Origin of the sequence: Legionella cherrii (assembly GCF_900635815.1) — a bacterium.
Classification (GTDB): domain Bacteria; phylum Pseudomonadota; class Gammaproteobacteria; order Legionellales; family Legionellaceae; genus Legionella; species Legionella cherrii.
In genome coordinates this window covers 1,387,386-1,401,270 of record NZ_LR134173.1, presented here as the reverse complement: position 1 = coordinate 1,401,270, position 13,885 = coordinate 1,387,386, and the positions used below count along the sequence as shown (strand labels likewise).

Here is a 13,885-nt window from a genome sequence, read left to right as displayed (position 1 = left end):
GAGACTCTTGCAATGAAAAAGGCAGCGGAAATGTTAGTCGAATATTTAGAGTATGTATCCGATGCTCTGAAAAACAGCCCTGTAGGTGGTAAAGATGTGGGGGAGCTGTTAAATAAATTAAATGGAAGGTTATTTTTTACACCGTCGCTGGGCAATATTCAGATAAAAGAACCCACGGCGCTATTAGAAACATTATGTGAAGACAAAGTACTCGAAACATTTGGCGAACTCTTCGATAAATGGAAGCCTCGAGTGAATGAAAAGAATCTAAATCACACCAAAGCAATTTTTTATAAAATTTTTTTCGAGCCTCTTCAAGAAAGCGAAGCATGGCGTAACTTTTGGGAGAAGCAAGTTCAATTAATCGGGGAGCGGCTTCAGACTGAGCAAGGCGAAGCCACAAAAGAAGAGATAAGTAAAGAAATCCAAAAGATACAGGATCAAATCGCCAGTGCCATTATTTACAGAATACAACAAAGTTGGTTAAACAAACAAAACAAAAAAATTTCTGATGATCTCCTACATGCATTCACTGAATCGGAACGGGCTGAAGTATTGGTACGAAGAAACCTATTGACTGCTAAGGTAGCTGTATTTACTACGATAATTAATAATGCCTGGAATACTCTAGAACATTTTTTAGGTTCAGAAAGTAATCCAGAAAAAGGAACCATTTATTTTGATTTTCGTGATGAGATGAGCACTTTAGTAAAAGGCTTAGAAACGCGTAGCTTAGAAATTGGAGCATTGAAAAAAGGATCCAAAAAAGAAGAGCTAATAAGTAATTTAGCAACTCAAATTCATAGTGCAAGACAAGGAAAAGGATATCGGAATCTTGGCGAAGAGGTGAATGAACAAAAATTACAACATGCGTTGCGGGTTTTTGTTACCCAATTAATGGATAGCACTTCCGGAAAAGGTCAACTAATTCTTGAGGTCATAGCAAGAGGAATATTAGAAGATATTAAAAAAAATCTGACACAACCCCTTGATGCTGTTAATTTACCAGAATATTTAACGACGATAGATTTGTTAGTTTCTATCGAAAATAAAGGGATTAAGAAACAGTGTAAAGATTTATTGCTTTTATGCACTACAAAAAAGGATCTCATAACATTAGATGATAAATCGGAGAAGAGTGAGCTATCCCCTTCTCATAGCTACGGTCGAGAGCGTACTGAGACCATTTCAGAACCCTCAACATACAGCCCCCCCTCATCCCCGCGTCTAACGCGCAGTTATACGATGCAGCAAACGCCAGCCAAAGAAAAGAAACCGAATCTATTGGAACGATTTTTTATGAAAAAAGAATCAGCTCAGAGTAGACCTATTCTTAAAAAAAATAATTCTTTTATGCTTCCACAAGGGATAAAAGATAAAGAGTTAAGCAAAATAAAACGATCGGCAAGCTCTTTTTTTCAAACTCATGATGATGAGGACAATCCATTGCTTTCCCCAAAAGTTGATTTAAATTCAGGATTAAATTAAGTCCAGATCAATGCAATAAGGTGGGTCCTTATCGACCCAACCTTATTGGAGAAACGACACAAAATCTCAGAAGAATAAAATCAAACCGAATCAGAGTATCCTCATAATAAAATCATACCGAAGTTGTTCTAGGAACCGACTGAAAAGGATAGTACAGCACCTAGCGCTGATCACTATATCAAATAGAGTGACCTGCAAAGATCTTAATCATCAAGCCAATCAATGAGCACATCATTCAAGACAAATAGGGATTAAACCAAATAACATCTTATAATCTGGAATAAAAAACTGATGACTCCATTTTATTGCTTTGGATAAACCCCGGTTGCAAGCAACCAGGATTTTAACTTAACTCCCAATTCACTTACCCATATGAGAAGCCACTAATTTCTTATCGAATGAATTAGGCATTACTTTTTGTTATTATCAGTAGGTGCGTTACTATTATTCGGTTCGCCACATTTGCAGACCGCCTTATTATCTTCATTGCACCAACAACCACAACCTTTACCTGGGCAATCAATTTCTTTTTTCTCACCTTTACACTCCACCGAACAATCATCAGCAAATACAGTCATAGGAGTTAATGATAAAAAGGAAAAAAAAGCGAAGGTTGAAATAAGAGCTCTTAAAATTTTCATCTTGATGCCTCCTTTCGAATCGTAGAGTTTTTTATTGCATTCCATGCGATGTTATTTTGGTACAGGTAAATCATAGTAGATTAACTCATACTTCTCAATTTCGATCATTTAAAACCACATAGACATATAATAAAAAACAAGCAATTATCAAGCAGTATGGAAATTATTTGTGAATTTTTAGCAGAGCATCAATCAACGAGCTCACCTCTAATTGTTTTTCCAATAAACATCACTTCATTTCAATAGTTGATGGTATTTTGAAAGCGATGATATTTATTAATGTTTATTTATAATACAATTGCATTTTTTTAGTATCTCGTGAGGTTTTTAAATGTTAGATCTTATTCGTTTGTGGGAAAAAACTTTATCTCAACACACCAGTACCGATCAATTATCTCGTTCTTATGCTACTGATACAAAACAAGCCGCAATTAATTTTGATACGAATACAACTCAATCAAGCTTTGAATTTAAAAAGAGCCCGAAGGTTATTTTTGTAAAAAATAGTTCCACTTTAGAACCTACTGATTTTTATGATGATTTACCAGAAATTAATCTGAGTCAGGAAGAAGAAGATGCTCGATTAAAAGTAGTTGCAGAACAAAAAATCAAAAATCCACGTTTTTATGATGGCAAACAAATGGTTATTACTGCAGTAACATACAATGAAAGCACCAATACGCTCTATTTGGAGGCAAAAAAAGTACCTTATTCTTTTATTGTCGCGCTGGGTAATAAAAAATTCCCTGAGTACAGTACTCTTTATCAACATAATTTTTTTAAGACCGGTGTTCTTTCTCCATTGGTAACTCGCAACGGCATGTCGATGTTATTACAAAGGGCAGCTCTTGGATTATACTCGGTTCCCGGTGGCTTTCTAGAAGCTCATGATGAAGAAAAAAGACTAAATTTCTATAATGGAAATAATTTGGTAGTTGAAACGGCTGCCACTGAATTAGAAGAAGAGCTCGTGGGAATTAAAGGGACCAATAAATTACGCTTCAACTTTTCTAAACCACAAATTACCTCGATTTCATTTAGAAAAACCGGTACTAATCCAATTGGAACAGTCGAGTTTGTTGCTCCTTCTTATGCTGATTGCCATAGTAGTTATTTACAGCAGGTTTTTCTTTCCAATCAGGCTAAAGACGCATGTGAACATACTACCCAACATGAATTAATCCCTTTAGACTCGCAAGAACGAAATACTCTTCTGGAGAAGTTGTTAACTGGACCCGTTAAATTGCCTGGGGCAAGCTTATATCTACCTGTAGCGTTGAGTTTAACTCGTCTTGAGAATCAGGCTTCCATGATGGCTTTGCCCAGGGCTATTCCCAACAGTTCATCCATTGCCTGGCCATTAAGTATATTTACAGCAAAGCCAATGAAATCTTTACCTACCCCCAAGGTTGAATTAGATAGTGAAGCAGATGATGAAGTACGCATCGAAAGATTCGACCTAATTTCTTAATGCCTTGGATTTGCTTAATAAATAAGGAAGCTTATTTCATAACCTTCCTTATTTATGAGTCAAAATACGGTCTATTTTATTCCACTGAGATGCAAACCAAGATTTTATTTTTCCCACATAACTCACTCTAAAGTTCGGGTGTAGGGTGTGGATGTTTTCTTATAAAAATCAATTTTGATCATACAAACCATTCCACATTCTTCCAATTACCCATATCTATTTTTTTAGCTGCAATTCTGGTTTGATAGTTGCCAGCATGAATTTCGAGTTTATGTCCATCTGGATCCAGAAAATAGAGTGAGTCGCCTGGCGAAGTGTTGTCTTTGAATAGATATGCCCCTGATTCAGTAATCTTCTGAGCCAGAAATTGAAAGTCTTCGCTGCTGACACTGAAGGCATAGTGAGTATAACAAGGCTGAGGTTTCCTGGCTAAATCAACATTGAGACAGAACCAAAAATCCCCTATAAGAAAATATGCTCCTTTATCCCATTTTACGAGAGGCTTAAACCCCAGAATATCCTTGTAAAACAAGAAGGACCGATTAATGTCAGTGCATGCAAGCGTAATGTGATTAATATTTGTGATACTCATACTTTTGTTATCATCATAATAAGAACCCTAGTTTGAACTATGGCTTACGTTTAGTCATCATTTTTGCGACCTAAGAGCCCCAAATTTTTTTAATTACGCGCATAGGCCAATTGATAAAACGATTATTGGTTTGAAGGCATTTGGCGGTCCGGTGATATTGGCTGATACCGACATCATCAATCACATCCATGATGATATGAATGCGATCCTCATTGCCATGGTTGTATGCTCTGTGCAAGCAATTAACCGCAACAAGATAGCAATAACCGTCTGCTGGCATGTGAAATGCACCTTCTTCAGTTTCGAATTTACATTCAGGATTGGTGATCACAGGAATATGCAATCGAACTTTATAGGAATTTTCCCATGTATCTCGATGCCAAATAGTGGTTCCTTGGGGCGAAATCCTTGTCCAACGAGCATGGTGGGGTTGTAATCCTAATTTGTCAATCGTCTCAATAATGTCAGCAATATATCCAGTAGCTACTTGAGTGGGATTAACATGCATCTTCGGCCATGTATAACCAATTTCACGATGGGCTCTTTCATAGTCAAACTTATATTCGCCACTAGCCTGATCAACAAAGTAGAAACGCTTTTCTGTTTGTTGAAAACCATCTCGATAATCACCACTTGTACTCAGTATACTCCAACCACCGAACATCTCATTTTGTTGGACGGGCTGCAGATGTTTGACGTGTTGATTAAAATAATTTTGAATGCGCTCAATATCAAACTTGATGTTTAACTTTTCTGCAATCATTAGAATAATTCCTCTCTTTGGATACTGCCAAGATACGTTTAATGCGAATATCCAGTGAACTCTGTTTGGGGGTCATAACTTACTCAAGTTGATATTTTCTGATTAACCTCTAAAAACATAACAGACTTATTTAATTATTTTACTAAATGTTTTCTAATAACGCTATTTTCTCAAATTAAAATCAATTCCACCAATAAAAATGAGCTAATTTTGATATTTTGTTAAGCAAGCTTCGGTTGGTCATTTGGCTCCAACAATACACTCAATCCAAGATTTATTGATTCAATAAAACCATTAACTAAACAGAAATTCTTCTTTTGATCAAAATTAGAAGTTAGGTTGGGTCAAATGACCCATCCTACTTGCTAAAACTCAAATAGAAAAACTTGATTCTGGACCTGTTTTACTTACAATTTGAGAGTCTGAATTTGAGTTGCCAAATAGGGTTTGAGGTGTAGATACAAGAAGAGCAGCTGATTTTGATTCATTCAACTTTATTTCTTCTTCGGCAATAGAAGCGTCCTCAGGTGCAAATTTCTTAGCGTCACTCAGTGCCTTTTCCGCCTTATCCCACTCTTTCTCTAATCGATAGGTACAAGCAATATTTAAATAAGCATCCGCAATTTCTTGTTTATCCTCTGTTATATCCAAAATCGAAGAAAAATAGTGTCGTGCCTCTAAGTAATGCTCCTGTTTAGAAAGAGCCATTCCAATTTGATTCATCACAACAAGATGTTCTGGATCAAGAGAAAGTGCTGCCAAATAAGTCTCTTGCGCCTTTTTATAGTCTTTATTTTGATAGAAATGATGGCCATATTGCGCGAGACATTCTGTGAGGTTAGATAAAATAATGTTTCTCAATGCCACGTCTTGTTCGCTACATGCTGATAATGCTTTTCGGTAATAATCTATCGCATCATTAAAACTGCTTGCGATATTCTTCTGAACAGTTTCTTCGTCTTCAACCACTCGTCCAAGAAGTTCAACGTATTGTTCATACCAACTGGCTAGACTGTGTAAAAATACAGGGTTGTTACAACATAGTTCCAAGGCTTTTTTGATAAAAGCATATGCGCCTTTAAACAGCTTCGCGCTATTGGTCAAGTCAGCCTCAAGATAATGCTGAGCGGATTTCATATAAAACAAACCCATGTTATTCCAGGCAGAGGCACCAGAGGGATAAATTTTGGTTGCCGTCTCGTAACATTTGAGTGCAGCCGAGTCCCTGTTTTGCGTTTCATAACATTGGCCTAATAAGTCGAATGCATAAGCAATATTGGCTACTTCATCTGAATTAGTTTGTCTCAATTCAATGAATTTTTTTAAAGGAGGAATCGCTTGTTGTTTTTCATCACCAAAAAAGAAACATTGTCCTAAATAAAAATAGCTTTCCGCTACTTCTGGATTTTTATTAATTGCTTGCAGAAAAAAATCTTTAGCAATTCCATAGTTTTTTTGATCAAATGCCTTTACTCCAGCGCTATGAAATGTATTAAACACCCTCAATCCTCATTGATAACCATTAAAAAATGATCATAATTTTATCATAGAAGATAAATTATTTTTAAGCAGATTTTAAAAATAAGTACTTGCCATAGACAAGATGTGTGCAGATTATTCTTTGTATGGATGCTCCCATAGGCTGGGCTGCAAAAACCCAGCGCCCCATCTTGAGCGTACCTAGAAATTGATGATTAACTGATCTCCTTGAGAGGACCGAGTACGAAAAAAAGAACCTAGAGCGTCAGAGTTAAGTAGTTTTATTTTAGATCTTTGGTAAACCATAAAATTAAATCATCATCCAGAGGGTATGTTTGCCCGGGAACCGTTGGCTTATAGTTATAAGTTACCCCTGAACCATCTGGAATGTAACTTCGATTTACATAAAGACGCTGGGCTTGTCCATATCCGCCATCAGAGCCTCCATATAACCCAACACCAATGCCTACTCGATCACGCCGATTCGCTGCCTGTTCCTCAGCAACAGAGAGTAAAGCACTTCCTATTCCACGCTTGCGAAAAGAAGGTAATACATTCAAATCCATAATTTCCGGGATTTTTTGCTGAGCAAAAGGCTCATATTGTGATATCCATTTTAGAGTAACGTAGCCAGCAATCTGGTCTTGAAAATAAGCGAGCCATATCACTCGCTCAGAGTTTTGTTGTTCTTGATAATACGTCTTAAACAATGATGCAGGTTTTTGCCAATTTGCCTTTTGAAAAGCATCGACGAGAATAGGAATATCAGATAGCTCCAGTGTCTTAATAACAATTGAGTGTTGCATTACTGATAAAGGCTTAAGCTTTTTCACCATATACACCATATTCCATTCATAGCCAGCAGGTTTTAAATCAAAAAGAGCCTTAAAACCAACGGATTGATAGAATAAGTATGTCTTAAGATAATTCTCTTCCGCTTCAGAAGGACTTAATGTTTCAACAGTTATAGTCGTTGCCCCTTGCGTGTTGGCAAAATGACAAGCCGCTTCGATTAATTGCCTACCTACACATTGACGATGAAAGTCGCGTCTTACACCCATCCAGTAAATAGTGGCATTATTAGGATAAGGAAAATCAATCGAGACAAGACCAATAAAGCTACCCCCTTTTTTCGCTGCAAAATTCGTACGTGTTGTCACACCTGTTGCATAGTGCTCATTGGCCTCTGGTAGGCCAAAGTATTCAGGCAAATCTTTGGTAATTGTTTGACACAAAGTTTGAGCCAATTCACCGCTTACTTTTTCAATTTGGATCATCATATTTTCTCTACCCGAGGGAGAACAAACCTTTTGAGTCTATTACTTATTGTAACGCTGCGGCATCCCTTTAGCCTATTATAGGTTCAAGATTTTTATGAATCATAACACAATTCAGGAATGGCAATTTTTTAGGGAGAAAATGCTCTGAAAAACGAGAAACGAGGGCCAAAAAACGGACAATCAATCAGAAAATTACCGGATTAAATGTTCAATCTAAATCGAGTAATTTTTATACAATCCCCTTGGGTTGTGCTTTAATATAAATAATATGAGTTTTATCCGATAGCTTAGATGTTTTTAATTTTTGTGCCCATCTCTGCAAGGAATGGAAAAACCATCTAATGTTTATCTAATTGCATTATAAGAGGTTTGTAAATGAATCCGTACAAAATATTGGGTATTGATCCATCTGCAAAACGAGGAGAAATAAGAGGAGCGTATAAAGCGCTTATTTTGAAGTATCATCCCGATAAACAGGCTGGTAAGAGCCAGAAAGAGAGAGAAGATGCGGCGCGTCAATTTACATTAGTTCGAGAAGCTTATGACCGACTTATGGGCAGCGGACCTGAAATTGCATCCAATCGACATGATTCGCTGAAATCAATTGAGTCAGCTCCCGAGCCAATTCGCATTGAGGATGAAAGTGTAGAGTCAATAAATCCCTTTGTTCTCGATGATTTAAATAATCTTAAAAACAGGTTATTTGATTTAAAAAATCAGATTGAGGCGAATTTTAAAGAAATTGGCACAGAATCATCCCAAAACTTTTTTTTAGACGACTCCTTATCGGATAAATTAATAGAGCAAGAAACCATTAGTAAAAAAATGGATGAGGCTGAAAATAGATACACCGATTGTCCTGAGCTTGTGAAGGATGTTGCATTTTTATGGAAAGCTGAGAAGGAGGGATGTCCACCAATTTATTTATTCAGTACCTGTCATGAGTTCCTGTTGGATACTAAAGATTATTTTGCTGATGTATGTGAAGGGGTGGTAGATAAAGTCGATGAAGTAATGGTTGAAGTAGTCTCAGAGGTAAGAGTGGAAACTTCTGTTGATGATTTAATTCAAGAAAAAGCGATTGAATTAAACAAAAATCTCAAGTCTCTTGAAAATCGGACTGTTATCGCTGCGTCAGGTTTTGTCAAGCTTCAAACTACAAGCACAAAAGATGAACCGACACAATCTGACAAAGAAGATTTCAACAAGCAATATTTAACGTCAATAGCCCCTTTGAAACTTGATGAACGTAGTAAAGCAAATCCCCTCTTACATTCGGCAATAAGACGGAACCTATATTGGTTAGATGATATTCTTTCTCAGAAAAAATCAACGCTAGTAGCCTGTGGTTCAATGCATAATTCGGGTAAATATGGATTACCTAACCTGCTTGCTTTGGAAGGGTATACACTAACACCACTGATGAAAAAAGCCCCCACGCCAAAAAGTGTCCAACTGCGGGAGTTGGTGTACCAATCGAGGCAGTCTTTTTTAAAACTGGATCAACCAGAACCTGACGAATCTCATTCAGGCCCATCTAAACGGGGTAACTAAGTTTAATCGAACAAATGACCAGTTTATAAGAGGTTGTTTCATCCAGACTTGCTATAATAAAAACATTAGGACTTATTTTGGAATGGAGCTTAATCATGGACGCCAAAAACGATTATAAAATACTTCGGGTTGTTTTGGTTATCATAGGACTGCTTTTTATTTTCGCTCTATATCCATTAACCCTTTTATGGCCTTCTGGATGGGCTTGGCATCAAGTTGGCCAAAACGTCTATTTACAAATGATCTTGGGAATTTATGCGACATTAGGCGTATTTTTAATCCTGGCAGCAAAAAATCCAACTCAGCATTTAAGTTTAATTTGGTTTACCGTTTGGTCCAGTGTGGTACATGGATTGATCATGACCGTCCAGGCATTGTACTACCCCAACCATTTTGCTCATCTATATGGTGATGTCCCGGTTTTGTTTCTCGTTGCTTTTGTTTTAGCAGTTTTAACGCCACGAAAGCGAACCTAGGCTGGGCTGCGAAGCGCAGCACCCAATCTTGAACGTTACCTAAAAATTGATTATTAGCTAAAAACATCAAGTTAACTCAAGTATCAGCCTATACATCATTTGCTGGGCTTTACAGCCCTGCCTACGCTTGCTATTTGACCACGAGCAAATAAAGTGATGATTGCGTTCAGCCAACAAAATACCTTCAACTTTGTACTAGAAAATGCAAGGGCATGCTATAAATAAGATTAAAAATTTAGGGAGAATCATAATGGACTCACGAATTGATTTTTATAAAGCAGCACCTGATGCGGTTAAGACCATGTTAGGCGTTGAACAGTACGTTAATCGTTGTGGATTAGAAAAGACCCTTATTAATCTGGTTAAACTACGTGCCTCTCAAATTAATGGCTGTGTCTATTGTGTCGATCTACACAGTACTGAAGCCAAAAAAGAAGGTGAGTCTGAACGCCGTCTCCATTCAGTGGTCGTATGGAGAGAATCTCCGTTTTTCACAACTCGTGAGCGAGCCGCTTTAGCTTGGACTGAAGCAGTGACTTTATTATCAGAAACTCATGTTCCTGATAATGTTTATCAGGAAGCCTTAACTTGTTTCAGTGAAAAGGAGCTCATTGATCTTACTATGGCAATTATTGCGATTAATAGTTGGAACCGCTTATCTGTTAGCTTCCGTAAATTACCAAACTGAAAAAAGGCGTATAAAGGTGTCTAATCGGCGTTAGATCACGAGCAGAAGGTTAACCTATGCATGATCTGCGTGAGTCAAGGATGATTTTTTCGATAAACCAGGGAAAATCACTCTGTAAGACATTCAGAACACCTTTTAAAAATCGGAGTGTTCGATGAAACAAAATATCTCCCATCTACCAAGAGAACTCAGTCATATGATTTCCTGGTCCCTTACTCGTTTAGGAAACGCGATTGCAGAAGTTTATGGAAAAGAAACATTCGAACGAATTGAGCACATCCGACTCTCCATGCAAAACACCATTGGGAATGAAGCATATTCACTTAGAGCTGCTCTTTCTAGTCTTCAAATGGAGCTTTCCGAGCTTGATGGTACTCAGCTTTATCACATTGCTCATGGTTTTTCTCTGATGATGGAGCTCATTAATGCCTGTGAGAATGCCTACCGCATTTTTCGTATTAATCAAAGAAAAGAAAAAATCTACGCGGACAAACCTCAGGGAATTCATTATGTCTTAACAGCGCATCCGACAGAAGCTCGCACCAATGAATTTTTAACACTGTTTAAAGCAATTCGTGACTATCTTGTCGAAGTGCTGAAATCCCCTTATTTGATGAATGAGTCTTATCTTGATCAAATGCTGAAAATTGCACTGCAGATTAATATTTCCTTTTATGAAAAACCAAGCGTAGAAGATGAGGCTCAATATATCTATCAATACGCACTCAATCCATACAACATCAAACTGTATCATTCTTTTTTATCTAAAGGTGCCCCTATTCAATTACGCACTTGGGTAGGAGGTGATAAAGATGGGCATTCAGGGGTTAATGAAAAAATCATGGTTAAAAGTCTCGAACTTTCCCGATCTTTTTTTATCAATTATATCCAGGAATGTCTCAAAGAAGTATTGGAAACTGTCAAACTCTCAACCGCATTAAATGAAAATAAAGTCTTGGAAAATCAGCTCCATCAGTTTATTAAAAAAGCGAACCACCTTAAGAAAATAAAACCAAGAGATCATGAAACAGTAGCTGCATTCAAAAAAGAATTAACTGGGTTACAAACAGACACCTTTCGGTTTTTAAATTTCGAACTCGAACAATTTTCCATAATCTCCAGTATTTTTCAGCTCTACCCCACTCTGGTGATACCATTAGAGCTCAGAGAAGATTCAGCTGTAGTAAAAGAAAGCTTAAGCAGCATCAAAAAAACAACGATTACCAAAATGCTTGAGCAAGTCTACTCTATCACTCAGGGGACGGATCCCAAAAACTATATACGCGGTTTTATTCTCAGTATGGTTGAATCTGCTGAGGATATAAAAAATGGAATTAACCTGGTGAAGCAAGTTTTTAAAAGCTACGCCTTACCTGTTGTGCCCTTGTTTGAAAATCAACTCGCGCTTACCAGCGCAGATACTATATTAAATGATTCAATCACTGATGATATTCGACAGAAGCATCTGAAACAGTGGGATGGAAATTATGAGGTCATGCTGGGCTATTCCGACTCGTCTAAAGAAAACGGAGTATTGCCTTCCCGACTGATGATTGCAAAAAGTCTAGGACGTATTCAGACTACCCTGGAAAATAAAAATCTTCGCCCCATCTTTTTTCATGGATCAGGTGGCAGCATTGAACGAGGAGGTGGGGATATCAAGGAACAAACTGCTTCTTGGTCCAAGGAGATGATGAGTAATTACAAAGTGACCATTCAAGGTGAAATGGTCGCTCGACTTTTTGGTTCCAGTTCCATACTTAAAAGTCAGATTGATAAATTTCTTGATATCTATTCATACAAAGAGAAGAACATGGATAATGATTATCCCGAAGAATTATTATTATTTTCCGCAAAAGTCAGTCAGAAATATAAAGAACTGATACAAAGCGAATGGTTTTGGCCAACCATTGAGCAGGCATCGCCTTATCATTTTTTAAACGAACTAAAGATTGGATCTCGTCCGACCAAACGAAAATCAGGCCCCGATCAAAGAAAACTTCGCGCCATCCCATGGATCCTATGCTGGACTCAAACCCGACTTCTTTTCCCGACTTGGTGGGGTATTGGTTCCACTTGGTTAGAGCTCGATGCATCTGGAAAAAATAGACTTAAGGTGCTTTATAAGGAAAATGCTCTTTTGGCAGCTTTTGTAAAACAATTAGGCGTAACGCTTTCTAAAGTGTACCTCCCTATCTGGGAACAATACCTGGTCCAATTGACTGGCTCCAATGAATACCTCAAGCCCTTTCAATCAGAACTCAAGTCAACCATCTTATTCTTCCGTCAGATAACGGGTGAGCAAGATTTTTGTTTTCATCAACCCTGGCTTGGGGAAAGCATTCAATTAAGATCAACTCTGGTTCATCCTTTAAATCTCATTCAAATCGAGGCGATGAAAAGAAAGGATTTACCTCTTTTAAGAAAAACGGTCACCGGCATTTCTTGTGGCATGTTGACAACAGGATAACCAGATTAAAGATCCTCTGCTTTTGTTGTACTATTTAACACGTGTTAGCGGAGTAAGCTAGTTCGTTTCCCTGACTTACCCTGTTTGGATATTTAAATATAAGGAGTTACCAATGAAACATGATGTAGAAATGCGATTATCCAAATATTGGTTTTTGAAACCCCAAAAAAAGAAAAAAGATACTCTAGATCTGAAGAAAATCGCAAAACGTGGTGCCAATATCATCGATCAATGTCAAAGTATCCTTGCATTAACCGATGACGCTTATACCAAGGAACAGTTAAATCTGATAATTCGCAATACCACAAATCTCATGTCATTAGTTGCAGAAACTCCAGCAAAAGAGTCATCCGATCATGAAAAAAAAATTTCAGAGGCATGCAAAGAACTACAAACTAATGCGTTGAGCATCCCCGCTACAATCCATACCCCTACTGATTTACCCAGCGCAAATTATAAGCTTGCCCTGGTTTGTATGTACATCTTGTTATTCAGTCTCGCATTGACCATCGGTGCCTCATTCGGTGCCTGGTATTTTGGTTTTCTTACTGCAAGTTACTTTACCGATTACCTTGCAGTCGCTCTCGCAAGTATTGGAATTCCTGCTCTATGTGTTGGTGGTTTTTCTTATGGAATCTATTCTTCACAAAAAAACCCTATGACGGAACAATTAAATAATTTAGGTAAAAATATTGATCAGTTCTGTGATGAGATTACGCCCATTGAAGAGGAAGATCTTTTATTGGCCTTCAATTAAAAATTGCTGTCCTGATGCATCAACCAGGGAGCAACTGGCTTGAATCGATCATTTACGTATTCAAGCAGTTGCATCACCATTTAATTGACAACATCAATTTTAAAGGTACTATAGCAAATCTTGGCCAGAGCGAGCTCTATTGATTCATTGACGCACAGCGAAGCCAACCTACTTAATGGAGTGTGATTCAATTAACGAATCATAGAATACAATTCGTATCTGATTT

12 protein-coding genes and 1 pseudogene are annotated in these 13,885 nt (G+C 37.5%); 7 read left to right on the top strand and 6 right to left on the bottom strand.

From position 1 onward, the window contains the following. Positions 1–12 precede the first annotated feature (12 nt). The gene (locus EL022_RS06045) at positions 13–1,488 is read left to right on the top strand and encodes a hypothetical protein (RefSeq protein WP_028381253.1); all 1,476 of its coding nucleotides are present in this window, start codon (positions 13–15) and stop codon (positions 1,486–1,488) included. 410 nt (positions 1,489–1,898) lie between these two features. Here the strand turns inward: EL022_RS06045 and EL022_RS06040 are convergent, their stop codons facing one another. Further along, positions 1,899–2,129 (bottom strand): hypothetical protein, encoded by a 231-nt coding sequence (locus EL022_RS06040; RefSeq protein ID WP_028381254.1) that lies wholly within the window; start codon positions 2,127–2,129, stop codon positions 1,899–1,901. A 331-nt stretch (positions 2,130–2,460) separates the two neighbouring features. Here EL022_RS06040 and EL022_RS06035 point away from each other — a divergent pair, with 331 nt between their 5' ends. Further along, positions 2,461–3,600: a hypothetical protein gene (locus tag EL022_RS06035; RefSeq protein WP_051544459.1), complete on the top strand. Its 1,140-nt coding sequence runs from the start codon at positions 2,461–2,463 to the stop codon at positions 3,598–3,600. Between the two features lie 178 nt (positions 3,601–3,778). On the opposite strand, the gene EL022_RS06030 is transcribed toward EL022_RS06035, so the two are convergent. The 5 genes and pseudogenes from EL022_RS06030 to EL022_RS16670 all read right to left on the bottom strand — a co-directional run. Continuing rightward, a complete protein-coding gene (locus EL022_RS06030) occupies positions 3,779–4,192 on the bottom strand; it encodes a fosfomycin resistance glutathione transferase (protein WP_028381255.1) in 414 nt (137 codons plus the stop codon). A gap of 70 nt (positions 4,193–4,262) precedes the next feature. Next, positions 4,263–4,955, bottom strand: a complete 693-nt coding sequence (locus tag EL022_RS06025) for an aspartyl/asparaginyl beta-hydroxylase domain-containing protein (RefSeq protein ID WP_028381256.1) — start codon at positions 4,953–4,955, stop codon at positions 4,263–4,265. Positions 4,956–5,327: 372 nt separating this feature from the next. Continuing rightward, positions 5,328–6,455 carry a tetratricopeptide repeat protein gene (locus tag EL022_RS06020; protein ID WP_028381257.1) on the bottom strand — a complete coding sequence of 376 codons (1,128 nt, stop codon included), beginning with the start codon at positions 6,453–6,455 and terminating at the stop codon, positions 5,328–5,330. A gap of 260 nt (positions 6,456–6,715) precedes the next feature. Beyond that, the gene (locus EL022_RS16675) at positions 6,716–7,270 is read right to left on the bottom strand and encodes a GNAT family N-acetyltransferase (protein WP_337589251.1); all 555 of its coding nucleotides are present in this window, start codon (positions 7,268–7,270) and stop codon (positions 6,716–6,718) included. Between the two features lie 60 nt (positions 7,271–7,330). Next, positions 7,331–7,711: pseudogene (locus tag EL022_RS16670) on the bottom strand (GNAT family N-acetyltransferase); the annotation flags it as partial. A 378-nt stretch (positions 7,712–8,089) separates the two neighbouring features. Between EL022_RS16670 and EL022_RS06010 the strand changes: the two are divergent. The 5 genes from EL022_RS06010 to EL022_RS05990 all read left to right on the top strand — a co-directional run bounded on the left by EL022_RS06010 (position 8,090) and on the right by EL022_RS05990 (position 13,659). After that, complete coding sequence (locus tag EL022_RS06010; protein ID WP_051544460.1) at positions 8,090–9,268, top strand: DnaJ domain-containing protein; 1,179 nt, start codon at positions 8,090–8,092, stop codon at positions 9,266–9,268. Positions 9,269–9,363: 95 nt separating this feature from the next. Further along, positions 9,364–9,744, top strand: coding sequence for a DUF6632 domain-containing protein (locus EL022_RS06005; RefSeq protein ID WP_028381259.1), 381 nt, complete (start codon positions 9,364–9,366; stop codon positions 9,742–9,744). A 250-nt stretch (positions 9,745–9,994) separates the two neighbouring features. After that, complete coding sequence (locus EL022_RS06000) at positions 9,995–10,432, top strand: carboxymuconolactone decarboxylase family protein (protein WP_028381260.1); 438 nt, start codon at positions 9,995–9,997, stop codon at positions 10,430–10,432. Positions 10,433–10,586: 154 nt separating this feature from the next. Next, positions 10,587–12,902, top strand: a complete 2,316-nt coding sequence (locus EL022_RS05995) for a phosphoenolpyruvate carboxylase (protein WP_028381261.1) — start codon at positions 10,587–10,589, stop codon at positions 12,900–12,902. A gap of 112 nt (positions 12,903–13,014) precedes the next feature. Beyond that, positions 13,015–13,659 carry a hypothetical protein gene (locus EL022_RS05990; protein WP_028381262.1) on the top strand — a complete coding sequence of 215 codons (645 nt, stop codon included), beginning with the start codon at positions 13,015–13,017 and terminating at the stop codon, positions 13,657–13,659. Positions 13,660–13,885: the final 226 nt, after the last annotated feature.

Excerpts from the sequence above, each read along its gene's own strand:
- EL022_RS06045 (WP_028381253.1), top strand. The coding sequence starts at position 13 with ATGAAAAAGGCAGCGGAAATGTTAGTCGAATATTTAGAGTATGTATCC.
- EL022_RS16675 (WP_337589251.1), bottom strand. The coding sequence starts at position 7,270 with ATGGTGAAAAAGCTTAAGCCTTTATCAGTAATGCAACACTCAATTGTT.
- EL022_RS06030 (WP_028381255.1), bottom strand. The coding sequence starts at position 4,192 with ATGAGTATCACAAATATTAATCACATTACGCTTGCATGCACTGACATT.
- EL022_RS06005 (WP_028381259.1), top strand. The coding sequence starts at position 9,364 with ATGGACGCCAAAAACGATTATAAAATACTTCGGGTTGTTTTGGTTATC.
- EL022_RS06010 (WP_051544460.1), top strand. The coding sequence starts at position 8,090 with ATGAATCCGTACAAAATATTGGGTATTGATCCATCTGCAAAACGAGGA.
- EL022_RS05990 (WP_028381262.1), top strand. The coding sequence starts at position 13,015 with ATGAAACATGATGTAGAAATGCGATTATCCAAATATTGGTTTTTGAAA.
- EL022_RS06035 (WP_051544459.1), top strand. The coding sequence starts at position 2,461 with ATGTTAGATCTTATTCGTTTGTGGGAAAAAACTTTATCTCAACACACC.
- EL022_RS06040 (WP_028381254.1), bottom strand. The coding sequence starts at position 2,129 with ATGAAAATTTTAAGAGCTCTTATTTCAACCTTCGCTTTTTTTTCCTTT.
- EL022_RS05995 (WP_028381261.1), top strand. The coding sequence starts at position 10,587 with ATGAAACAAAATATCTCCCATCTACCAAGAGAACTCAGTCATATGATT.
- EL022_RS06000 (WP_028381260.1), top strand. The coding sequence starts at position 9,995 with ATGGACTCACGAATTGATTTTTATAAAGCAGCACCTGATGCGGTTAAG.
- EL022_RS06025 (WP_028381256.1), bottom strand. The coding sequence starts at position 4,955 with ATGATTGCAGAAAAGTTAAACATCAAGTTTGATATTGAGCGCATTCAA.